Source organism: Fusobacterium sp. IOR10, from assembly GCF_010367435.1.
Lineage (GTDB): Bacteria > Fusobacteriota > Fusobacteriia > Fusobacteriales > Fusobacteriaceae > Fusobacterium_B.
The window spans coordinates 14,335-37,421 of the sequence record NZ_WJWY01000014.1; the positions used below are offsets into that span (position 1 = coordinate 14,335).

Consider the following 23,087-nt stretch of genomic DNA (forward strand, 5'->3'; position numbering starts at 1 on the left):
ACACTTGAAATAAAAGATATAAACTACTATAATACAAATGAGCAAAAATTTTTTTATGGGGGGGTTCAAGATGGAAAAAATTATGTATCTAGGTATAGGAGCTGGGATTTTATCGTTATTAGCAGCGTTTTTTTATTCAAAAAAAGTGGATAGTTATGAAATTAACATTCCAAAGGTAGCTGAAATAACTGAGGCAATTAGAGAAGGGGCGATGGCTTTTTTAACAGCAGAGTATAAAATTTTGGTTTGGTTTGTTATAGGTGTAGCATTAGCTTTAGGATTTTTAATTTCTTTCAATACAGCAATAGCCTTTGTACTTGGGGCGATTACTTCTGCTTTAGCTGGTAATATTGGAATGAGAATAGCAACGAAAGCAAATGGTAGAACAGCTGTGGCAGCTAAAGAAGGTGGATTAGCAAAAGCACTTGATGTTGCCTTTGCAGGTGGTGCTGTAATGGGACTTTCTGTTGTAGGATTAGGAATGCTAATGTTATCTGTTTTAGTTCTAGTAATGGGTAAAGATGTAACATCATTTACTGACATAACAGGTTTTGGAATGGGAGCTTCTTCAATAGCTTTATTTGCGAGAGTTGGCGGAGGAATATATACCAAAGCAGCAGACGTTGGAGCAGACTTAGTTGGTAAAGTTGAAGTAGGAATACCAGAAGATGATCCAAGAAATCCAGCAACAATAGCTGATAATGTTGGAGACAATGTTGGAGATGTTGCAGGAATGGGAGCAGATTTATTTGAATCATATGTAGGATCAATAATAGCAGCTATAACTATTGGTTTCACAATGAAAGAAAATACATTAAACTATGCTTTTGCACCAATCTTGATTTCAGCCTTGGGGATAATAGGATCAATAATAGCAACATTTACAGTAAAAACAAATGATCCAGAAAAAGTTCATGCTAAATTAGAAGGCGGAACTAGAATAGCTGGAATATTAACAATAATAGCTTCTTATGGAGTGGTTTCAATATTAAAATTAGAAATTGGAGTATTTTATGCAATAGTTTCTGGATTAGTTGCAGGATTAATAATAGCTTATTTTACAGGATTGTATACTGATACAGGAAAAAGAGCTGTAAATAGAATATCTGATGCAGCAGCAACAGGAGCAGCAACAGCTATAATAGAAGGTTTAGCAGTTGGAATGGAGTCCACTGTTGCTCCAATATTAACAATAGCGGCAGCTATTTTAGTTGCCTTTAAAGCAGCAGGACTATATGGAATAGCAATAGCAGCAGTTGGAATGTTAGCAACAACTGGAATGGTTGTAGCAGTTGACGCTTATGGTCCAGTAGCTGATAATGCTGGTGGAATTGCTGAAATGTCAGAACTTCCAGAGGAAGTAAGAAATTGTACTGATAAGTTGGATGCAGTTGGAAATTCAACTGCAGCAGTTGGAAAAGGATTTGCAGTTGGTTCAGCAGCTCTTACAGCTTTGTCTTTATTTGCAGCATATAGAGAAGCTGTAATTGTTCAAAGTGGAAAACCATTATCAATAGATGTTACCAATCCAGATGTAATAGTTGGATTATTCCTTGGTGGGATGTTAACATTCTTATTTTCAGCTTTAACAATGACTGCAGTTGGAAAAGCAGCTATGGAAATGGTTGAAGAAGTAAGAAGACAATTTAGAGAAATGCCAGGAATTATGGATAAAACAGTAAAGCCTGACTATAAAAGATGTGTTGAAATTTCAACTCATTCTTCATTGAGACAAATGGTTTTACCAGGTATATTAGCTCTAATGGCTCCAATTTTAGTAGGAATTTGGTCAGTTGAAGCTTTAGGAGGATTACTAGCAGGAGCATTAGTAACAGGTATTCTAATGGCTATAATGATGGCCAATGCAGGTGGAGCTTGGGATAATGGTAAGAAACAAATAGAAGCAGGTTATAAAGGTGATGGTAAAGGTTCTGATAGACATAAAGCAGCAGTTGTTGGAGATACAGTTGGAGATCCCTTTAAAGATACTTCTGGTCCAGCATTGAATATACTAATAAAGCTAATGACTATAGTTTCTTTGGTTTTAGTACCGTTCTTTGTAAAATTTATGTAATTTGAAATAATAGAAAAAAAAGAGTTGCTAAAATATTATTTTAGTAACTCTTTTTAATATAGAAAAAAAAGGATATATGTGATAAAATTTAGTAGATTGAAAGGAGGTAAAAATTGGAGGAAAAAATAAAAATACCAAAACACATAGCTATAATAATGGATGGAAATGGAAGATGGGCTAAATTAAATAATAAACCTAGAGTTTTGGGACATAAGGCAGGAGCAGAAACTCTAAGAAAAATAGTAACTCATTCTAAGAAAATAGGAGTAAAATATTTAACAGTATATGCTTTTTCTACTGAAAATTGGAAACGATCAAAGGAAGAAATAGAAGCATTAATGTTATTATTTAAGTTATATATAAATTCAGAAAGAAAAACTTTATTGAAAAATAAAATTAGATTTGTAGTATCTGGGAGAAAAGAGGGAGTTAGCCCCTCTTTATTAACATTAATTGAAAGCCTTGAAGAATTAACTTCAAAGGATTATGAAATGACTCTAAATATTGCCTTTAACTACGGAGGGAGAGCAGAAATTATAGATGCTTTTAACAAAGCAAATGAACAAGGTATGAAAATTACAGAACAAAATTTCAGTAATTTTTTATATAATAAAATTCCAGATCCAGAATTATTAATAAGAACAAGCGGAGAATTTAGAATATCTAATTTTTTATTATGGCAATTAGCTTATTCAGAAATATATGTCACTGATATCTATTGGCCTGATTTTACAGAAAAAGATTTAGATGAAGCAATAAAAGATTACAATAAAAGAGAGCGAAGATTTGGGGGGAGATTAAATGTTAAGTAGGATATTAGTAGCAATATTAGGTATACCTATACTAATATATATTTTTTATGTGGGGGGATTTCCTTTATTAGTTTTTTCTAATGTAATTATAGGGATCGGTCTATACGAATTTTATAAAATGTCAGAAGAGATAGGGAACAAACCGTATTTAAAAATAGGAATTTTAACAGGACTGTTAATTCCAAATTTTATTTACTTTTCAAATTTTTTAGAAAATAAAATTAATTTATTTTCACCATTAATATTTATATTTATATTAATAATGATAATGAGAATGGGTAAAAGTCAAATAGAAAATACAAGTAGAGATGTAGGGATAACCCTTTTAGGAATATTTTATATATCAGTTTTATTTAGTCATATATTATTATTGGAAAAATTACCAAATGGTGGGAAATTAATTCTTTTAATTCAAATTTCAGTATGGGTATGTGATAGTGCAGCATATTTTGTAGGAATGAAATTTGGAAGAAAATTTTTTAAAGAAGGACTTTCTAAAATTAGTCCTAAAAAATCAAAGGAAGGAACAATTGGAGGTATATTATTTACAACTATCACAGTTATAATATTAAATAGCTTATTTAATATTCTGGATGTAAATATAATTTTAATTTTATTTTTAGGTTTAATTATAAGTATTACAGCTCAAATTGGAGATTTAGCAGAGTCAATGTTTAAAAGAGAATTTAAAATAAAAGATTCAGGAAAATTATTAGGGGAACATGGTGGTATTTTAGATAGATTCGATAGTATGATTTTTGTTCTTCCAGTTGTTTATAATTTATTAAAAATATTTATTTATTAGAAAGGAAGATATGAAGAATATAGTTATATTAGGATCTACAGGTAGCATTGGAACAAACGCTTTGGAAATTATCAGAAATAAAAGAGAAGAATTTAAAGTATTAGCTTTAAGTGGGCATAGTAACTACGATTTATTAATAGAGCAAATAGAAGAATTTTCTCCTAAATATGTATCAATAGGAAGTGAAGTTGGATACGATAAAATCACAAAAAAATTTCCTAAATTAAAAGTTTTTTTAGGAAGAGAAGGGTTAAAAAAATTAGGTCAATTATTGGAAATGGATATTATTTTAATTTCAGTAACAGGAGCTATAGGTATAGAAGCAACAGTTGAAGCAATTAAATTAGAAAAAAGAATAGCTTTAGCAAATAAAGAAACAATGGTTGCAGGTGGGAGTTATATAAATAAATTATTAAAAAAATACCCAAAAGCAGAGATAATACCAGTTGATAGCGAACATTCAGCTATATTTCAATCATTACTTTCTGGAAAAAAGAAAGATGTTCAGAATATAATTATAACAGCCAGTGGTGGAACTTTTAGAGGAAAAAGTAGAAAAGACTTAGAAAATATAAAAGTATCAGAAGCGTTAAAACATCCAAATTGGTCAATGGGGAAAAAAATAACAATAGACTCATCCACTCTAGTAAATAAAGGTTTAGAAGTTATAGAAGCACATGAATTGTTTGGAGTTGACTATGATAAAATAAAAGTTATAGTACATCCAGAAAGCATTGTTCATTCTTTGGTAGAATTTAAAGATGGAGCTGTAATCGCACAACTGGGAGTAACTGATATGAAACTTCCAATTCAATTAGCTTTTACATATCCAGATAGAGAAAGTAGCTTAGCTTTGGAACATTTAGATTTATTGAAAATTAAAAATTTAACTTTTGAAGAACCTGATAGAGAGGTTTTTAAGGGATTAGATTTAGCATTTAAAGCTGGAAAAATTGGGAAATCTATGCCAACAGTTTTAAATGCAGCAAATGAAGTTGCTGTTGAATTATTTATGAAAGAAGAAATAAAATTTTTAGAAATATATGATATTATAGAAGAAGCAATGAAAAATCATACAATTAAAGATGTAGAAAATTTAGAAGACATTTTAAAGATAGATTTAGAAACAAGAAACTGGGTTTATAAAAATTTCAAAAAATAAAGAGGTCATATATGGGAAAAATTATAGTTATAGAGGGAACAGACTCAAGCGGAAAAGAAACACAGACAGAAGAATTATATAAGAAATTTAAAAAAGAAGGATATAATGTAAGAAAAATAAGTTTTCCAAATTATAAAAGTCCTGCTTGTGAACCAGTTAAAATGTATTTAGCTGGAGAGTTTGGGGAAACAGCTTTAGATGTAAATCCTTATCCTGTTTCAACAATGTTTGCAATAGATAGATATGCTTCTTACAAAAAAGATTGGGAAGATTTTTATAATAATGGAGGAATAATAATTACAGATAGATATGTTCAGTCAAATATGATTCATCAAGCTTCTAAAATAGAAAATAAAACTGAAAAAAATAAATTTATAAGTTGGTTAGAAGATTTGGAATTTGATAAGATAGGTATTCCTAGAGCAGATTTAGTAGTTTTTATAAATATGCCTCTAAAATTTGCCAAGGAACTTATGGAAAAAAGAAATAATAAAATAACAGGAAAATCAGAAAAAGATATACATGAAAAAGATGATATTTATATGAAAAAATCATATGATAATGCATGTGAAATAGCTAAAATTAAAGACTGGAAAGAAATAAAATGTGAAAAAGAAAATAAATTAAAATCAATTGAAGAAATATCAAATAATATATATGCTGTTGTAAAATCTAATGTTTTTGGAGGGTAAATGAAGATAATAATTTCTCTTATTGTACTAGGTATAGTTATAATAATACATGAATTAGGCCATTTTTTAAGTGCTAAATTTTTTAAAATACCAGTTTCTGAATTTTCAATAGGAATGGGACCAGAAGTTTATACTTATGATGGAGATAGAACAAAGTATTCTTTTAGAGCGATTCCCATTGGCGGGTATGTGAATATAAAAGGAATGGAGATAGGAGACGATATTGAAAATGGTTTTAATAAAAAAAATCCCTTTGTAAGATTTATTGTTTTAATTGCAGGTGTTTTTATGAACTTTTTGTTAGCATATGTTATTTTATTTGGAATGTATTATTCTAGTGGAGAAATCATTTTAAATAATAAACCGATTATAGGCCAAGTCTTAGAAAGACAAAGTAATTATAAAAATCCTTTGAAAGTAAATGATAAAATTTTGAAAATAAATGATGAAAAAATAGTAGAATGGAATGATATAAAAACTTCTGTTTATAATTTGAAAAACAAAGGACAAGCTGTAAATATATTAGTTTTAAGGGATAATCAAGAAAAAAATATACAAGTGAAGTTAGAGAAAAACGATAGAAATAATGAGTATTATTTTGGAATAATTCCTGAATATACAGTGAGAAAGAATGGAGTATTAAAAACATTGAAATTATCTTCCCAAGGATTTGTAGAGACTTTTAAACAAATTTTTCTAGGTTTTGAAAAACTAGTTAAAGGAGAAGTGAACAAAAAAGAAATAAGTGGACCTATTGGAATAATAAATATAGTAGGGGAAGCTAGTCAAAATGGTATAGGATCATTAGTTTGGTTGGTAGCAATATTATCTATAAATATAGGAATTTTTAATTTATTACCATTTCCTGCATTAGATGGTGGAAGAATATTATTTATTATTTTAGAATTGTTAGGAATAAAAATAGATAAAGAGAAAGAAGAAAGTATTCATAAGGTAGGAATGATAATGTTATTTCTTTTAATAATATTTGTTACGACAAATGATTTTTTTAATTTAGGTAACTAGTATATAGGATATTTAAAAGATATAGAAGAAATTAGAACGCCAATTAATAGAAATAGTACATCTTTTCAATAAAAGTCTTGAAAAAACACAGAATATCTATTATAATACAGGTAGTACTATAAAATAAAATAGGAGGTCGATATGAAAAAATCGATTTTAGCGATATCAGAGAGAAAAGAAGTATTAAAAGAAATAAGAAAAGAACTTTTAAAGTATTATGAAGTTATAACATTTAATAATTTATTAGATGGGCTAGATATGTTAAGAGAAAGTGATTTTGATGTGGTTTTATTAGATCAATATTTAACTTGGTTCAATTTTTCAGATGCAAAGAAAAAATTAAATGGAGTAGGGAAAGAATTTGTAACAATTGGTTTGGTAGATGAAGAAACAGAAGAAATCTTAGAAGAATTAAATAAAGCTAAAATATACAGCTATTCCTTAAAACCAATAAAGGGTGAAGAAATAGTAAAATTAATAAAACCTGCATTGGAAAATGTTGAGAACACAAAAAAATATAAAAAATTACAAGAAAAATTTAATGAATTGGAAGAACAAAAAGAGATAGTTGGTCAATCTTCTAAAATTAAAGAAGTGAAAGTGAAAATAGATAAAATGGCTTCTACAGATTTACCTATATTAATCACAGGAGAAGCAGGCGTAGGAAAAACTCTAGTGGCTAGAGAAATTTATAAAAAAAGTGATAGAAGAAAAAAAGATTTCATAACTATAAATTGTGGAACAATGACAAGTGAAAATTTAGAGAGAGAATTGTTTGGTTATGATAGAGGAGCTTTTTCAGGAGCCCTTTCTTCAAAAAAAGGAGTACTAGAAGAATTAGATGGTGGCACTCTATTTTTAGATGAAATAGCAGGAGTAGAAAATAAGATACAATCAAAAATATTAAGAGTTGTAGAATATGGTGAATATAAAAAAGTTGGTGGAACTAGATCTAAAAGAACAGATGTAAGATTTATAGTTTCAACAGATAAAGATTTAAGAGAAGAAGTGGAAAAAGGAAAATTTAGAAAAGATTTATATCATAGATTAACTGGATTTAAAGTAGAGGTTCCACCTTTAAGAGAAAGAAAAGAAGATATTCCTCTATTGGCAAATTATTTTATAAATGGGATAGCAAAGGATTTAAATAAATCTATACCAGTTCTTTCAGGAGAAGTTATGAAATATTTAATGGAATATTCATTTCCTGGAAATATAAGAGAATTAAGAAATATGTTAGAAAGAATGATAATATTATCAGACGATAAAATTATAGGAATAGAAAATTTACCGTTGGAAATCAAAATGAAATCAGATACTGTGGAAAATAAAACTGTAATAGGATTAGGTCCTCTTAAAGAAATATTAGAAAAAGAAATATTTAGTTTAGACGAAGTAGAAAAAGTTGTAATAGCAATGGCTTTACAAAGAACTAGATGGAATAAACAAGAAACTGCAAAAATATTAGGAATAGGAAGAACAACTTTATATGAAAAAATTAGAAAGTATAAACTAGATGACAAATAAAAAAAGGGGATACTAATGGCTATAAGAAAATTCAGAAAAAAAATGAAAGTAATTACTTATGTTATAACAATAGCATTTGTCGTTTCATCACTAGCATTGTATATAATAACTCAAATGGGTTATTCACAAACAAAGAATTACGCATTTAAATTAAATGATAATAAAATAAGTTTTAATGACATTGCAAGAAATAAATATATACTTTCAAGAGGAAATGGAACTAAAGTTGATGAAAATATATATGAAGTATTAGCTTTAAATAAAACAATTGAAGAAGAATTAACACAACAGTTAGCAGACAAGTTAAAAATAAAAATATCAAACAGGGAAGTAAATAAAGAATATTTTAAGATAGAAAAGAGTGTTAATGATAAAAAACAATTTAAAAGAATGATTAAAGCTCAAGGTTATACAAAGGCTTCTTTAAAAAAAGAAATAAGAAAAAATTTAAGAGCTATGAAGGTTATAGAATATTATGTTGAAAATGCAAAGGTTTCAGAAAATGATATATTAACTGTTTATAATGAAAATAAAGATACTATTTTTCAAGGTAAGGATTTAGAGGCTGTTAAAGAAGAAATAAAAGAATCTTTATTAAAAGAAGAAGGAAATAAAGAATATTTAAAAGAGATTAACAATCTAAAACAATCTATGAAAATAGAAGATATTAGAGAACAGATTAAAAATAATTTTGAGAAGAAAGCATTGGATAAAAATGGAGTAGAATTTTCTAATGTTGAGTATGATGAAATAATTTTAGGATTTGCTAATAGTGGCTTAGAAGAAGCAAAGGCAAAAGAAAAAGCAGAGTCTTATTTAGAAAATCAAGCTAAATTATTAAATTTAGCTAAGGAATATAAAATAGTTCTTGAAGAAAGTTTGCCTATTAATTTAAGAGTAAGAGAAGCTTATAAAGAAATTTTTCAAACTTTAAAAACTAATGTTAGTTATACAGAAGAAGATTTAAAGAAATTTTTTAAAGAAAATAGAAGTAATTATGATATATATGCTTCAGTAAACTCTTATATAGCAGAATTACAAATAAGTCCTTCTTTAATGGATAAAAAAACAGCTCACGGAAAAGCTGAAAAAATATTAGAAGAAGTTAATGTAGATAATTTTGCAAATATGGCTAAGAAAATTTCAGAAGGGCCAAGTTCTAAAAATGGTGGAGATTTGGGAACTTTCTCCAAAGAAACAATGGTTAAAGAATTTTCAGATGCAGTATTTAAAGGTAAAGTAGGAGAAATATATCCAGAGGTAGTGGACACTATTTTTGGTTCTCATATAATATATGTAACAGAAAAAGATGAAAAAGCTGGAACAGCAAGAGCAAGTCATATTTTAATAAAAAATAAAATATCAGATGCAACAATTTCAGAATATTTAAAAATAGCTGAAGAATCTGCTGAAAAAATATCAAGTGGAGATATTAAATTTACAGATTTACCTAAGGACAAATACACATTAAATTCATTGTATAAAAATATAAATGAGGCAGGATATATTCCTGGGTTGGAATTTAATGAAGAATTAGTAAATGAAATCTATAAATCTCCATTAAATAAAGTTTCATATGAAAAAATTGATAAAAAGATATATATATTCAAAAAAATAAAAGAGATATCTTTTAAAAAAGCTGAATATAATAATGTCAAGTCGAAGGTAAAAGAAGACTACATTATCAAGAAAGCAACAGAAGCACTAGCAGATCAGCTAAAATAAAAGAAAAAAGAAAAAGGGTAGTAAGATCTATCCTTTTTTTAAGCAAAAAAATTGCACTTTTAAAAAAAATGTAATATACTTAATAGCAGCAAAAAAAATAAAAATAAGAGTTATTCAGGATAAAGTTGGAGATAATTAATGAAATATTATTCAGAGGATGTAGATAAACTAATTGACGAGTTAAAGATAGAAGATGTTATAGGTGATATAGTTCCTTTAAAAAGAACAGGTGCTAATTATAAAGGGTTATGTCCATTTCATCCAGATACAAATCCTTCCTTTGTAGTAAGTCCGAGCAAAAAAATATGCAAATGTTTTGTTTGTGGAGCAGGTGGGAATGTAATAAAATTTTATTCTATGTACTATAAAATATCTTTTGAAGAATCCATAGAGGCTCTTTCTAAAAAATATAATATTTCTTTAAGAGTTTATTCTAAAAATAAGGTTAGAGATGAAAAAGATGAAAAATATTATAAAATAATGAAAACTGCCCATAAATTTTATCAAGATAAAATATTTGAAAACGAGGGACAAATTGCATTGGAATACTTTTCAAATAGAGGGATAACTCCTAAAATCATAAGAGAAAGTATGCTGGGATATGCACCAAGTTCTTGGGATAGTTTATATAATTTTTTAGTAACAAAAGGATATGATAAAGAAGATATTGTTACCTTAGGTCTTGCAAAAAAAGGAGAAAAAGGCATATATGATTCTTTTAGAAATAGAGTTATGTTTCCTATTTATTCTATTAAAGGTGATATTATAGCTTTTGGGGGAAGAAGTTTAGAAAACAGAAAAGAAGTTCCAAAATATATTAATTCTTCAGATACTCCTATATTTAAAAAAGGTAAAAATTTATATGGAATAAAGAATAGAGGTAGTATTTTAAAAAAGAAAAACTACGCTTTATTAATGGAAGGATATATGGATGTTCTTTCAGCTCACAATTATGGATTTGATGTGGCTGTGGCTTCATTAGGAACAGCTTTTACTTATGAACAAGGAAATCTTTTAAAAAAATATACTAAAAATGTAATTTTATCCTTGGATATGGATAATGCAGGGCAAATGGCAACAGAAAAAACAGCCTTTATATTAAAAAATTTAGGATTTAATATAAGAGTTTTAAAGTTGGATAATGCTAAAGATCCAGATGAATTTTTAAATAAATTTGGTAAGGATAAATTTTTAAAAGCAGTTAAAAATTCTTTAGAAATTTTTGATTTTCTCTTTGAAATTTATTCTAAAGAATATGATTTGTCTAATATAATGTCTAAAGAAAAGTTCCTAGATAGATTTAAAGAATTCTTTAAAAATGTGGAGTCGATATTAGAAAGAAATTTGTATCTAGATAGGTTATCAAAAATTTTAAATATTGACAAAAAAATATTAGAAGAAATATTGATAAAAAAAAATAAGTTTATACAGTTGAAGAACAATGAAGAAATTTATTTTAAAAAAGAAAAAATAAGTAAAAATAAAATTAGTCATTTGGAAGAATTGACAATTGAATTAATTTTAGCTAATGTAGATTACTATAAATATTTTAAAGATAAAAAAATTGAGTCTATTTTATGTAAAAAATTGTTCTATTATTTTGAAAATAAAATAAGTGATGGAGAAGAGATAAAGTCTAAAGATTTAAAAGAATTTTTTAATTCTCAAGACATTACAAAAGAAGAAAAAGAAGAGATTTTTATTTTTAATTGTCGTTCTATAGAATTTTCAGATAAGGAAAAATTAGAAGAAAATCTTAAAGAAGTATATAAATCTTGGTTTATAAAAGAAATAAAAGAGTCTCAAAAAATAAGAAGAAGTATAGTTATGACAACTAAACTAAAAAAGATAGAATCTGAATTGTATAGGGATACAAAATTTGAAAATCTTTTAAAAGAGTATGATAATTTTAAAAATATTTTAATAGAGAATGATGTGTTATAGAGGAGGCTCGCTAAAATGAAAGAGTTGAAAGAACTTGTAAAAAATGAGAAAGTTTTAATTCTTCTTCGTAAAGCTATGAAAGATAATATAGTTACCTACGAAGAAATTAACAGAGAATTAAAAGAGGAATTATCTCTTGAAAATATACAACGTTTAATTGAAGGTATGATTGATCAAGGAATAGAAATAATAAGAGAAGAAGATTTAAAAATAAGGGAAAAATTAAAAAAATCTTCTAAAAAAGTTAGGAAAGAAAAAGTTGTAAAAGCTGATAAGAATTCTAGAAAAAGTACTACAGATATGAAAGAATTTGAAAATGCTGAGTTTAAGGATTTAAGCGCTAATGAATTGGAAGATATGGAAGAATACGCTAAGGAAGATGCAGCTTCTTATGAAGAATATATTGCAAGTTTATCAACTGCTATGGGAGTAGACGAACCAATAAAAATGTATTTAAGAGAAATAGGACAAATTCCATTGTTAACTCATGCAGAGGAAATTGATTATGCAAAAAGAGCCTACGAAGGTGATGACTATGCAGTAAAACAATTAGTTGAAGCTAATTTAAGACTAGTTGTAAGTATCGCTAAAAAACATACAAATAGAGGATTAAAATTATTAGATTTAATTCAAGAGGGTAACATAGGATTAATGAAGGCAGTTGAGAAATTCGAGTACACAAAGGGGTATAAATTTTCTACTTATGCTACTTGGTGGATAAGACAAGCAATAACTAGAGCAATAGCAGATCAAGGAAGGACAATAAGAATACCTGTCCATATGATTGAAACTATAAATAAAATAAAAAAAGAAGCAAGAATTTATCTTCAAGAAACAGGAAGAGATGCCAAAGCTGAAGTTTTAGCAAGCAGGTTAGGTATGGAAGTTGAAAAAGTTAAGGCTATTCAAGAAATGAATCAAGATCCAATTTCACTAGAGACTCCTGTTGGTAGTGAAGAAGATAGTGAATTAGGAGATTTTGTAGAGGATAATAAAATGTTAACTCCTTACGAGGAAACAAATAGAGTATTATTAAGAGAACAATTAGACGAAGTTTTAGATAGTTTAAATAGTAGAGAAAAACAAGTTTTAAGATATAGATATGGTCTTGATGATGGAGCTCCCAAAACTCTAGAGGAAGTTGGAAAAATATTTAAGGTAACTAGAGAGAGAATAAGGCAAATAGAGGTTAAAGCCCTTAGAAAATTAAGACATCCAAGCAGAAGGAAAAAATTAGAAGATTTTAAAAAATAGGAGCTTATAGCTCCTATTTTAGCTAGATAATTAAGAGGAGAAAGAATGTTAATAGAAAATTTTAGTAAATTAGTGAGCAAGAAATATAGAGATGATATTGATTTTGATAAATTTATAACTGAAAATAAAGACTTTCAAGTTGAATTTGAAAGGGAGGATGATTCTTTAAAATTTCAAAAAAAATTATTAGCTTATGATTATGGGGAAGTTTTAGAGTATTTAGAAGATATTAGTTTAAATGAAACCCTATCAGCTGAAGAATCAATAGAGTTATTTAAAAATAATAATGAAGAAAGCATAGAAAAAATAATTTTGGATAATATTTGTGATATAGCTGTGATATCATTAAACTTTTGTAAGAGAGGAATAGAATTTTTAGAACTTACTCAAGAGGGAATGATAGGTGTTTTAAAGGGAATAAATAATTATTCTTTAGAAAAGGGAGATTTCAAAAGATATTTAAGAAACTGGATATCTAGAGAAATATCAATTTATATTGAAGATAGATTTTTACAACAAAAAGCTGAATTTAAATATTATTTAGAAAATACAAATAATGAAGAGTTAGATTTAACAAATGAAGAAAAAAAAGAAAAATTAGAAGAAATCAATAAATTAAGAATAGAAGATATTCCATTTACAATAAATAATTTAGAAATAAGATTATTAAAATTATACTTTGGATTAAATAAAAGCAAAAGATTCTCAATTTATGAAATAGAAAAGGAATTAAATTTAGAAAAAGGAAAGGGAGAAGAAGAATTTTATAAAATATTAATAAGATTATCAATCATTGATGGAGGGATGTTTTTAATATGAAACTCTCAAATATAATTAAAATATTAGAAAATAGATTTCCTTTAAATAATGCAGAGGAATGGGATAATGTAGGATTAATAATAGGAAATAGAAAACAAGAGATTAAAAAAGTTCAAATTTCTTTAGATATAACTGATAAAGTAATTGAGAATGCTATAAATTCTAAAGTTGATTTAATAATTTCTCATCATCCATTTATATTTAGTCCTAAAAATAAAATAAATACAGATTTTTCAGTTGGAAGAAAAACATTAAAACTTATTTCAAATGGCATTTCTGTGTATACGCTACACACAAATCTAGACTCTTCTATGGATGGATTGAATGATTTACTGGTGAAAAAGTTAAAGCTTGTTAGCACAAGAATAATAGATGGCAAAACAGATGGAGACAAAACCTGTGGAATAGGAAGAGATTGTAAAATGAATGAGCCTATTTTATTGAAAGATTTTATAACCAATGTAAAATCATTATTATCCCTTGAGAAAATAATAGTTTCAGGAAAAGATATAGAAAGTAAGAAAATTTCTAAAGTAGCTGTTGTAAATGGCAGTGGAAGTAGCTACTGGAGAAAATCTAGATCAGTTGGAGCAGAAGTTTTAATTACAGGAGATTTAAAATATCACGATGCTCTTGATGCTAAAGAAGATGGAATGATAATAATGGATATAGGACATTATGAAAGTGAAAGATTTTTTTATGAAATTATATTAAAGCTTATTGAAAATATTGAAGAATTAGAAACAATAGTTTATAATGATGAGAAAGTTTTGGAAATTTTTTAAAATAAAGGAGAAAAAATGTTTAGAATAGTATTTTTATTTTTAATGATAAACATATTATCTTTTGGAAAAATAGAAGACGGGCTAAATTTATTAAATTTAAAAGATAAAAGAAGAATTGAAAAATTAATAACAAAAATAGAAAACAGTAAAGATATAATCATTTATATAAAAACAGTTAATGGAGAAGAAAGTATACAATTGGAAAATCCACAAAAAACTGTAATGATTATTGTTCAAAAAATTAATGATGAAAAAGTAGCTTCAGAGTTAAAATTCACTGAAGATTTGAGAATGGAAGACAGAGAACATGATTTGAATTTAATTTTAGTTAATAACAAGGATTATATGTTTGATGCAAAATATGAAGATTATTTTGAAAATGTTTTAATGGAAATAGATAAATTGGTAGATTATTCAGAAAAAGAAGAAAAAGTTACAGACAAATAACGGAATTTATGATAGAATAGTTAAGGTTTGGGTATTACAGTTGGTTACTTGGATTTATTCAAGAGGAAAGTCCGGGCTCCGTAGAGCAAAAGGGTAGCTAACGGCTACTGAAAGTAATTTTAAGGAAAGTGCCACAGAAAAGAAACCGCCGTAAGGTAAGGGTGAAAAGGTGGTGTAAGAGACCACCAGTTTTTTAGGAGACTGAAAAAGCTAGGTAAACCCCCTTTGGAGCAAGACTAAAAGGTAAAGGATAAGGGCTGCTCGTCCGTCTTTCGAGGTAAGTCGCTAGATCTTTTAAGCAATTGAAAGGGTAGATAAATTATCAACAAAAACAAAACCCGGCTTATGTAATGCCCAGCTAAAATAATAAGTAAATTTTGAAATCGTTAATTTTATTAATTAACGATTTTTTATGTTGCAGATGCAACATAAAAAAGAAAAAGAATAAGATATAATAAATCATATTAAATATGAATTAAAAATATTAGGAGGATGAAATTAATGGAAGATAAAATGTTTTGTTATCAATGTCAAGAAACATCAAAAAATCAAGGGTGTACAATGGCAGGAGTTTGTGGGAAAAATTCAGAAGTAGCATGGCTTCAAGATTTATTAGTTTATGTAACAAAAGGATTATCAGAAGTAGCTACAAAATTAAGAAATGAAGGAAAAGAAATTTCTAAAGAAGTAAACCATAGAGTTTCATTAAATATGTTTACTACAATAACAAATGCAAATTTTGATGATGAATCAATAAAAGATACAATAGAAACAACTATAGAATTAAAAAATAATTTATTAGAAAAATTAGAAAATAAAGAAAATTTATCAAAGGCAGTTTTATTTAATATAAAAAGAGAAGAATACGATATTAGAAATAAAGAAATAGGAGTTTTAGCCACTGATAATGAAGATGTTAGAAGTCTTAGAGAATTAATAACTTATGGAATTAAAGGATTAGCAGCTTATTTAAAACATGCCAATGTTTTAGAAAATGACAATGAAGAAGTAGATGCATTTATGCAAAGAGCTCTAGCTAGCACATTAGATGATAGTTTAACAGTGGAAGAATTAATAGCATTAACTTTAGAAACTGGAAAATTTGGAGTAGATGGAATGGCATTATTGGATCAAGCTAATACAACTGCTTATGGTAACCCAGAAATAACAGAAGTAAATATAGGAGTTAGAACTAACCCTGGAATACTTGTATCTGGTCATGATTTAAGAGATTTAGAAATGTTATTAGAACAAACTAAAGGAACAGGAATAGATGTTTATACTCATGGGGAAATGTTACCAGCTCATTATTATCCTAAATTCAAAAAATATGATAATTTTGCAGGAAACTATGGAAATGCTTGGTGGAAACAAAAAGAAGAATTTGAATCTTTTAATGGTCCAATTTTAATGACAACAAATTGTATAGTTGCTCCAAGAGCTTCATATAAAGAAAAATTATTTACAACAGGTGCAACAGGATTCCCAGGATGTAAACACATTTCAGGAGAAATTGGAGAAGTTAAAGATTTTTCTGAAATAATAGAATTAGCAAAACATTGTGAAGCACCAAAAGAGATAGAAACAGGAAAAATAATAGGTGGATTTGCTCATAATCAAGTATTAGCTTTAGGAGATAAAATAGTAGAAGCAGTTAATTCTGGAGCAATAAAGAAATTTGTAGTAATGGCAGGTTGTGACGGTAGAGCTAAGTCTAGAAACTATTATACAGATTTTGCAAAAGCATTACCAAATGATGCAGTAATATTAACAGCAGGTTGTGCTAAATATAAATATAATAAACTAGCTTTAGGAGACATTGGTGGTATCCCAAGAGTTTTAGATGCTGGACAATGTAACGATTCTTACTCACTTGCAGTAATAGCTTTAAAATTAAAAGAAATTTTTGGATTAGATGATATAAACGAACTTCCAATAGTATATAATATAGCTTGGTATGAACAAAAAGCTGTAATAGTTTTACTAGCATTATTACACTTAGGAATTAAAAATATTCATTTAGGTCCTACATTACCAGCATTCTTGTCTCCAAATGTAGCTAAAGTATTAGTAGATAATTTTGGAATAGCTGGAATCGGAACTGTAGAAGAAGATATTAAATTATTCTTCTAAAAAGAGTAATTAAAAGAATATAATTTTTTAAAGATATATATTTTAGGTATTAGTACTTTTGTAAGTACTAATACCTTTATTTTTTTAGATAATTTAATTTTATATAAAATAAATTTAATAAATAAAAACAACTCTTAAATTTATTTCAATTTAAGAGTTGTTTTTTTAGTTGGGTATTTAAAGTTTATATTGTTTAGTCCTTAAGTATTTTCCCATCATTTGAAATTGTTACAATTTGCCAAGGAATAAATTTCCCACTTTCTTTTAAAGCTATTTTGCTGGCATTTTCTATTCCTCCACAACAAGGAACTTCCATTCTTACAACTGTAACAGATTTAATATCATTATTTTTAATAATAGCTGTTAATTTTTCACTATAATCAATCATGTCTAATTTTGGGCACCCTATTATAGTAATTTTATTTTTCATAAATTCATTATGAAAATTAGCATAGGCATAAGCAGTACAATCAGCAGCAATTAATAAATTAGCATTTTGAAAATATGGAGCGTTAACAGGAACTAATTTAATTTGAACTGGCCATTGTCTTAATTGACTTTTAGGTTTAGGAGAATCAACAGTTATAGATTCCTCTTTTTCTTTTTCCAAAGATTTTGCTAAAGTACCAGGACATACAAAGGGTTTTTCATTTGCATTTTTCTTTTGATTTTCTAAAACAGCTTTTTCATCATAAGCTTCTGCTTCTCTTTCTTCAAATGAAATAGCATTTGTAGGGCATCCAGGAAGACAATCTCCCAAGCCGTCGCAATAATCATCACGCATTAATTTAGCCTTACCATTAACCATTTGAATAGCCCCTTCATGACATGCTTTTACACATAATTCGCAACCATTACATTTTTCTTCATCTATTTTTATTATTGTTCTAATCATATTTTATCCTCCTTAAGCATTATACGTTATTATATAATATTAATTTAAAAAAATGAGTTGCCAATGCAACATTAGTATTTTTTTATTAATTTAAACTCATTGTTTTTGAAAGAAATTAAATTTTCTTCCTGCATTTTACTAAGCTCTCTAGAAAGAGCAGTTCTTTCTACAGATAAATAGTCAGCTAATTCTTGTCTATTGAAAGGAATTTTAAAAGAATCATTTTCACATTTAAAAGAGTAGGCTGAAAGATAAGAGAATACTTTTTCTCGAATAGATTTTTTAGTTATATGTTCAATTTTTTCAGTCAAAAGTACACTTTTTTTAGTAACAATAGAGAACATATTCAAAACAAGCTTTTTATTATAAGATTCTAAAACTTCATCAGAATCAAATATTTTTTTAAAGTCTAAAAATAAAATTTCACTTTTTTTAGAAACTTCAACATTAATGTTTGGATTTTTATTTTTTTGAAAACTCATAACTTCTCCAAAGATATTTCCTTTTTTTAGTTGAGTTAATATAGTTCTGTTTCCCCAAAAATCTTCTTTTATAACATGTGCATTTCCAGAAATGACTAAACCTATTTTATCAATTGGCTTTCCAAGTTCATAAATAAGATTATTCTTTTTGAAACTTTTCTTTTTTGCATTTAAATCTTTTAAAGATTTTTTTATTTCATCAATTGTTAAATTTTTAAATAATTCAGTTTTTTCTAAAACAATTAAAACTTCTTCCATTATATCTCCTTTTTAAAAAATAATTAATTAATTAAATTTTACCTTGAATCTAAAATAAAAACAACAAATAAAATTAAAAAAGAAAAGATTTCATGATATAATATAGCGTACGTTTAAAAGAAAGGCTATAAAATCTACTAATATAAAGGAGAAAAAATTGTGAAAGATCTTTTGGAAAAACATTTTAAGATTTTAGAAAGAGGAAGTACAATAAAAACTGAAATTGGAGCAGGATTAACAACTTTTATGACAATGGCGTATATATTAATAGTTCATCCTATGATTATGAAAATTGCAGGAATGCCTATGGGATCAGTTTTTACAGTAACTGCTTTAATGGGATGTGTGATTACTTTATTAATGGGAATTTATGCTAATTTACCTTTTGCACTAGCTCCAGCTATGGGGACAAATGCATTCTTTTCAATAACACTTGTAGCAACAGGAGCAGTTACTTGGCAACAAGGTTTAGCAATGAACTTCATATCTGGAGTAGTATTTTTAGTGTTATCAATGTTTGGATTTAGAGAGTTAATTGTAAAATTTCTTCCTAAAAGTTTAAAGTTAGGAATAGGAGCAGTTGTAGGAATTTTTTTAATAGAATTAGGTTTCAAATCAGGTGGGATATTTAAAATAACAGATAATGGTTTGGCTCTTGGAGACTTAACTAGTAATATAGCAATAGTAGCTATAATAGGAATAGTTGTAACATCTATTTTGGTTGCTAATAAAGTTAAATTTGATATGCTGTTAGGTATTTTTATAACTACAATTATAGGAATTCCTTTTGGAGTAACTCATCTTCCAGATAGTTTTATATCTTTACCTGCTTCAATAAGGCCAATTGCTTTTCATTTGGATTTTACAGATATGTTAAGCATAAAAGTTTTGCCAATTTTATTTGTGTTTTTTGTTGGGGATTTTTTCTCAACATTGGGAACTCTTTTAGGGGTTTCAGAAAAAGCTGGTTTACTAGATGAAAATGGAGATTTACCAGATATTCAAAAACCTTTTCTAGTAGATGCTTTAGGAACAGTAACAGGAGCATTATTAGGAACAACAACAATAACAACATTTATTGAGTCAGCATCAGGTGTTGGTGCAGGGGGAAAAACTGGTTTAACTGCTATAACAACAGGGATATTATTTTTCTTTGCTCTTTTTTTTAGTCCAATTGCATTACTAATACCTGCAGCAGCAACAGCTCCAGTATTGATAATTATGGGGATTATTATGTTAGAATGTATGAGAAATATAGATTATGATGATTTCACAGAATTCTTTCCTGTATTTTTTATGATTGTATTTACAGCTTTTACAAATAGCATTTCAAATGGAGTTGGGTCTGGTATAATTTCTTATGTTTTAATTAAAGTAGGAACAAGGAGACACAAGGAAGTTGGAATAGGATTATATATTTTAGCTTTGATTATGGTCTTCTATTTTATAAATTAAATAAAAAATACCATAAAAAAATGGCTACAAAAGTTAGATTTTGCATTAACTTTTGATAGCCATTTTTTTTATTAAAGATAGAATATTAATTTATATTTTAATTTTTCTATCATATTTTATATATCTAGAAATTTGAACTATTACTGTTGGAATAAAAGCAAATAAATATATATATAATAATTGACTCAAAGTAAGAGAAGACACTTCAAAGAAACTTCCAACAGAATCATTTAAAAGTAAAAGATTTAAAAGAAAAGTTCCAATTAAAAATGCATATACAGAAAACATATTAGACCTAATTCCTAATTTAAGTAAACTATTTTTTCCACGGCAGTTAAACCCATGAAATAATCTTGCTAAGCATAAAGTGGCAAAGGCCATTGTCATACCAACAGAAGGAGAGGTGTGTAGTCCAATATGAAAACTAATCATTGTGAATATTCCAATTAATCCTCCCTCTAAAAGGATTTTAAATGATAGATCTTTATTTAAAATTGGCTCTTTAATGTCTCTTGGTTTTTCTTTTAAAACATTATTTTTACTAGGTTCCATACCAATAGCAATGGCAGGTAAACTATCAGTTAAAAGATTGATAAACAAAAGATGTACTGGAGCAAAAGGCATTGGTAAATTAACAATTGAAGAATAAAGCACTGCTAAAATTCCAGCCATATTTCCAGATAATAAAAATCTAATAGAATTTTTTATATTAGAATAAATATTTCTTCCTGTAGCAATAGCTTTAATTATTGTGGCAAAATTATCATCAGCAAGTATCATAGAAGCAGCGTCTTTGGAAACTTCAGTTCCAGTTATTCCCATGGCAATACCAATATCAGCTTTTTTTAAAGCAGGAGCATCATTTACTCCATCTCCAGTCATAGCACAGATATTACCTTTTTTTTGCCACATGGAGATAATTCTAATTTTATCTGATGGGGATACCCTAGCATATACAGTTATGTGCTCAATTTCTTGAATAAATTCTTCATCAGATAACTGAGAGAGTTCCGTTCCTGTTAACGCCTTGTCACCTGGTTTCAAAATTCCAATTTCTCTAGCAATGGCAGATGCAGTAATTTTATGATCACCAGTTATCATAATAGGTTTTATTCCAGCTTTAAGACAATCTTTAACTGCCTGTTTCGATTCCTTTCTTGGAGGATCGATCATTGAGATAAGTCCTAAGAAAATAAAATCTGTTTCATCTTTTAGACCAATAAAATTCTTTGAATTAAAAATTTTATATCCAAAAGCTAAAACTCTTAGGCCATTATTAGATAGATCAAAATTTGTTTTTTCAATTATATTAATATCTTCTGAAGAAATGTCTTTTATTCCCTCAGATGTTAGTATGTACTTAGTTCTTTTTAAAATAACATCTAAAGCTCCCTTGGTAATCATAGTGCTTTCATTATTAATGTTATATAATGTGCTCATTAATTTTCTATCAGAATCAAAGGGAATTTCTGATAATCTTTTGTACTTTTTCCTAAGTTCAATTTCTTTTAAATTAAATTTATTTGCAAGTGTTGTTAAAGCTGTTTCAGTAGGGTCTCCAATCTCCTTTCCATTACTGCTAATAGCATCACTGCAAAGGCAACTAAATTTAAGTAATTTAGATTCTATAGGGTTATGAATATCAATATTTTCAACGCTTTTTAAGATGTGATCAGAAAAAATATTTTTAGCTGTCATCTTGTTTTGAGTTAAAGTTCCAGTTTTATCTGAACAAATTATAGATACAGAACCTAGTCCTTCCACAGCTTTTAATTTTTTTATAATAGCATTTTCTTTTGACATTTTTTGAGTACCTATAGCGAGAACAATAGTAACAATAGAACTTAAAGCTTCTGGAATAGCAGCAACAGCTAATGCAACAGCAAATAACAGAGAATCAATTGTACTAGTACCGTGATAGATATTAATAGTAAAAACAAAGGCACAAAGGATCATGATAGCTATAGATAAATTTTTTCCAAATTTATCTAAGGATACTTGAAGAGGAGTTATTTTCTCTTTAGTTTGTTTTATTAATTTAGCTATTTTTCCAATTTCTGTTGTCATACCAATATCTGTAATTAAAATAGTTCCTTTTCCATAAGTTATAAGACTTCCAGAAAAAATCATATTTTTTTGATCTCCAATGGATAGATTTTCTTCAGTTAAAATAGCATCAGTTTTTTCAACACTTTCAGATTCACCTGTTAGAGAACTTTCATTAACCATTAGAGAAGAGCATTTAAGAACCCTTCCATCAGCAGGAGCTATATCACCTGCTTCTAAAATAACAATATCTCCAACAACAATTTCCTTTGATGGGATTTCAAAAATTTCATTATTTCGAATTACTTTAGCCTTAGGTGAAGAGAGATTCTTAAGACTTTCTAAAGAGGCTTCAGCTTTTAAATGTTGAACAGTTCCCAAAATAGCGTTCATAGTGATAACAAAAAAAATAACAATTGAACTTTCAATATTCCCTGTAAACATGGAAATAAATCCAGCTATAATTAGCACAATAACAAGAAAATCTTTAAATTGAGAAAGAAATATAGTTAAAGAATTTTTCTGTTCAGTTTTTTCTAACTCATTAACACCATAAGTTTCTTTGTTTTGTTTAACTTGATTTTCTGTTAATCCTTCCAATGTAGTAGAAAATTCTTTTAATAAATTTTCTTTTGATTTTAAAAAATATTTTATCATGATTCCCCCTAAAATAAAAAAAGACTTTTAGTATAGCAAAAAACTATACTAAAAGTCTCGTTACTTAATTAACATAAGTTTATAGTACC

At 27.3% G+C, this 23,087-nt stretch carries 18 protein-coding genes and 1 other RNA gene; 16 read left to right on the plus strand and 3 right to left on the minus strand.

The genetic code is table 11. The features are described 5' to 3' along the window. Positions 1–70: 70 nt before the first annotated feature. The 15 genes from GIL12_RS05440 to hcp all read left to right on the plus strand — a co-directional run bounded on the left by GIL12_RS05440 (position 71) and on the right by hcp (position 17,205). Positions 71–2,074: a sodium-translocating pyrophosphatase gene (locus tag GIL12_RS05440; protein ID WP_163469449.1), complete on the plus strand. Its 2,004-nt coding sequence runs from the start codon at positions 71–73 to the stop codon at positions 2,072–2,074. A gap of 113 nt (positions 2,075–2,187) precedes the next feature. Then, the gene (gene uppS, locus GIL12_RS05445) at positions 2,188–2,886 is read left to right on the plus strand and encodes a polyprenyl diphosphate synthase (RefSeq protein ID WP_255461035.1); all 699 of its coding nucleotides are present in this window, start codon (positions 2,188–2,190) and stop codon (positions 2,884–2,886) included. Beyond that, entirely contained in the window at positions 2,876–3,691 is an 816-nt protein-coding gene (locus GIL12_RS05450; RefSeq protein WP_163469451.1) for a phosphatidate cytidylyltransferase, read from the plus strand. The genes uppS and GIL12_RS05450 overlap by 11 nt, the downstream gene beginning before the upstream one ends. 10 nt (positions 3,692–3,701) lie before the next feature. Beyond that, positions 3,702–4,853 (plus strand): 1-deoxy-D-xylulose-5-phosphate reductoisomerase, encoded by a 1,152-nt coding sequence (gene dxr / locus GIL12_RS05455; RefSeq protein ID WP_163469453.1) that lies wholly within the window; start codon positions 3,702–3,704, stop codon positions 4,851–4,853. A gap of 11 nt (positions 4,854–4,864) precedes the next feature. Further along, complete coding sequence (locus GIL12_RS05460; protein WP_163469455.1) at positions 4,865–5,545, plus strand: thymidylate kinase; 681 nt, start codon at positions 4,865–4,867, stop codon at positions 5,543–5,545. Then, positions 5,546–6,571: an RIP metalloprotease gene (locus GIL12_RS05465; RefSeq protein WP_163469457.1), complete on the plus strand. Its 1,026-nt coding sequence runs from the start codon at positions 5,546–5,548 to the stop codon at positions 6,569–6,571. 141 nt (positions 6,572–6,712) lie between these two features. Then, a complete protein-coding gene (locus tag GIL12_RS05470) occupies positions 6,713–8,098 on the plus strand; it encodes a sigma-54 dependent transcriptional regulator (RefSeq protein ID WP_163469459.1) in 1,386 nt (461 codons plus the stop codon). 15 nt (positions 8,099–8,113) lie between these two features. Beyond that, positions 8,114–9,823 carry a peptidylprolyl isomerase gene (locus GIL12_RS05475; RefSeq protein WP_163469461.1) on the plus strand — a complete coding sequence of 570 codons (1,710 nt, stop codon included), beginning with the start codon at positions 8,114–8,116 and terminating at the stop codon, positions 9,821–9,823. Positions 9,824–9,961: 138 nt separating this feature from the next. After that, positions 9,962–11,767: a DNA primase gene (gene dnaG, locus GIL12_RS05480; RefSeq protein ID WP_163469463.1), complete on the plus strand. Its 1,806-nt coding sequence runs from the start codon at positions 9,962–9,964 to the stop codon at positions 11,765–11,767. A 24-nt stretch (positions 11,768–11,791) separates the two neighbouring features. Next, entirely contained in the window at positions 11,792–13,021 is a 1,230-nt protein-coding gene (gene rpoD / locus GIL12_RS05485) for an RNA polymerase sigma factor RpoD (protein ID WP_163469508.1), read from the plus strand. A 45-nt stretch (positions 13,022–13,066) separates the two neighbouring features. Then, complete coding sequence (locus GIL12_RS05490; protein WP_163469465.1) at positions 13,067–13,840, plus strand: sigma factor; 774 nt, start codon at positions 13,067–13,069, stop codon at positions 13,838–13,840. Continuing rightward, positions 13,837–14,625, plus strand: coding sequence for a Nif3-like dinuclear metal center hexameric protein (locus GIL12_RS05495; RefSeq protein ID WP_163469466.1), 789 nt, complete (start codon positions 13,837–13,839; stop codon positions 14,623–14,625). The genes GIL12_RS05490 and GIL12_RS05495 overlap by 4 nt, the downstream gene beginning before the upstream one ends. Before the next feature lie 15 nt (positions 14,626–14,640). Further along, on the plus strand, positions 14,641–15,072 hold the full coding sequence (locus GIL12_RS05500; protein WP_163469468.1) for a hypothetical protein: 432 nt from the start codon (positions 14,641–14,643) through the stop codon (positions 15,070–15,072). Between the two features lie 28 nt (positions 15,073–15,100). Then, positions 15,101–15,433, plus strand: an RNA gene (gene rnpB / locus GIL12_RS05505) — RNase P RNA component class A. A gap of 140 nt (positions 15,434–15,573) precedes the next feature. After that, positions 15,574–17,205: a hydroxylamine reductase gene (gene hcp / locus GIL12_RS05510; protein WP_163469470.1), complete on the plus strand. Its 1,632-nt coding sequence runs from the start codon at positions 15,574–15,576 to the stop codon at positions 17,203–17,205. A gap of 193 nt (positions 17,206–17,398) precedes the next feature. On the opposite strand, the gene GIL12_RS05515 is transcribed toward hcp, so the two are convergent. Together GIL12_RS05515 and GIL12_RS05520 are read right to left on the minus strand one after the other, a co-directional pair. Then, on the minus strand, positions 17,399–18,100 hold the full coding sequence (locus tag GIL12_RS05515) for an ATP-binding protein (RefSeq protein WP_163469472.1): 702 nt from the start codon (positions 18,098–18,100) through the stop codon (positions 17,399–17,401). 71 nt (positions 18,101–18,171) lie between these two features. Continuing rightward, complete coding sequence (locus GIL12_RS05520; RefSeq protein WP_163469474.1) at positions 18,172–18,840, minus strand: Crp/Fnr family transcriptional regulator; 669 nt, start codon at positions 18,838–18,840, stop codon at positions 18,172–18,174. Between the two features lie 159 nt (positions 18,841–18,999). Between GIL12_RS05520 and GIL12_RS05525 the strand changes: the two genes are divergently transcribed. Further along, positions 19,000–20,295 (plus strand): NCS2 family permease, encoded by a 1,296-nt coding sequence (locus GIL12_RS05525; protein WP_163469476.1) that lies wholly within the window; start codon positions 19,000–19,002, stop codon positions 20,293–20,295. A 90-nt stretch (positions 20,296–20,385) separates the two neighbouring features. Here the strand turns inward: GIL12_RS05525 and GIL12_RS05530 are convergent, their stop codons facing one another. Next, on the minus strand, positions 20,386–22,998 hold the full coding sequence (locus GIL12_RS05530) for a cation-translocating P-type ATPase (protein ID WP_163469478.1): 2,613 nt from the start codon (positions 22,996–22,998) through the stop codon (positions 20,386–20,388). Positions 22,999–23,087: the final 89 nt, after the last annotated feature.

Bases quoted from the DNA above. Each gene is read 5' to 3' on its own strand.
- GIL12_RS05470 (WP_163469459.1), top strand. From the start codon at position 6,713: ATGAAAAAATCGATTTTAGCGATATCAGAGAGAAAAGAAGTATTAAAA.
- hcp (WP_163469470.1), top strand. From the start codon at position 15,574: ATGGAAGATAAAATGTTTTGTTATCAATGTCAAGAAACATCAAAAAAT.
- GIL12_RS05440 (WP_163469449.1), top strand. From the start codon at position 71: ATGGAAAAAATTATGTATCTAGGTATAGGAGCTGGGATTTTATCGTTA.
- GIL12_RS05450 (WP_163469451.1), top strand. From the start codon at position 2,876: ATGTTAAGTAGGATATTAGTAGCAATATTAGGTATACCTATACTAATA.
- GIL12_RS05530 (WP_163469478.1), bottom strand. From the start codon at position 22,998: ATGATAAAATATTTTTTAAAATCAAAAGAAAATTTATTAAAAGAATTT.
- GIL12_RS05500 (WP_163469468.1), top strand. From the start codon at position 14,641: ATGTTTAGAATAGTATTTTTATTTTTAATGATAAACATATTATCTTTT.
- GIL12_RS05520 (WP_163469474.1), bottom strand. From the start codon at position 18,840: ATGGAAGAAGTTTTAATTGTTTTAGAAAAAACTGAATTATTTAAAAAT.
- GIL12_RS05475 (WP_163469461.1), top strand. From the start codon at position 8,114: ATGGCTATAAGAAAATTCAGAAAAAAAATGAAAGTAATTACTTATGTT.
- dxr (WP_163469453.1), top strand. From the start codon at position 3,702: ATGAAGAATATAGTTATATTAGGATCTACAGGTAGCATTGGAACAAAC.
- GIL12_RS05490 (WP_163469465.1), top strand. From the start codon at position 13,067: ATGTTAATAGAAAATTTTAGTAAATTAGTGAGCAAGAAATATAGAGAT.
- GIL12_RS05460 (WP_163469455.1), top strand. From the start codon at position 4,865: ATGGGAAAAATTATAGTTATAGAGGGAACAGACTCAAGCGGAAAAGAA.
- GIL12_RS05465 (WP_163469457.1), top strand. From the start codon at position 5,546: ATGAAGATAATAATTTCTCTTATTGTACTAGGTATAGTTATAATAATA.
- dnaG (WP_163469463.1), top strand. From the start codon at position 9,962: ATGAAATATTATTCAGAGGATGTAGATAAACTAATTGACGAGTTAAAG.
- GIL12_RS05515 (WP_163469472.1), bottom strand. From the start codon at position 18,100: ATGATTAGAACAATAATAAAAATAGATGAAGAAAAATGTAATGGTTGC.
- GIL12_RS05495 (WP_163469466.1), top strand. From the start codon at position 13,837: ATGAAACTCTCAAATATAATTAAAATATTAGAAAATAGATTTCCTTTA.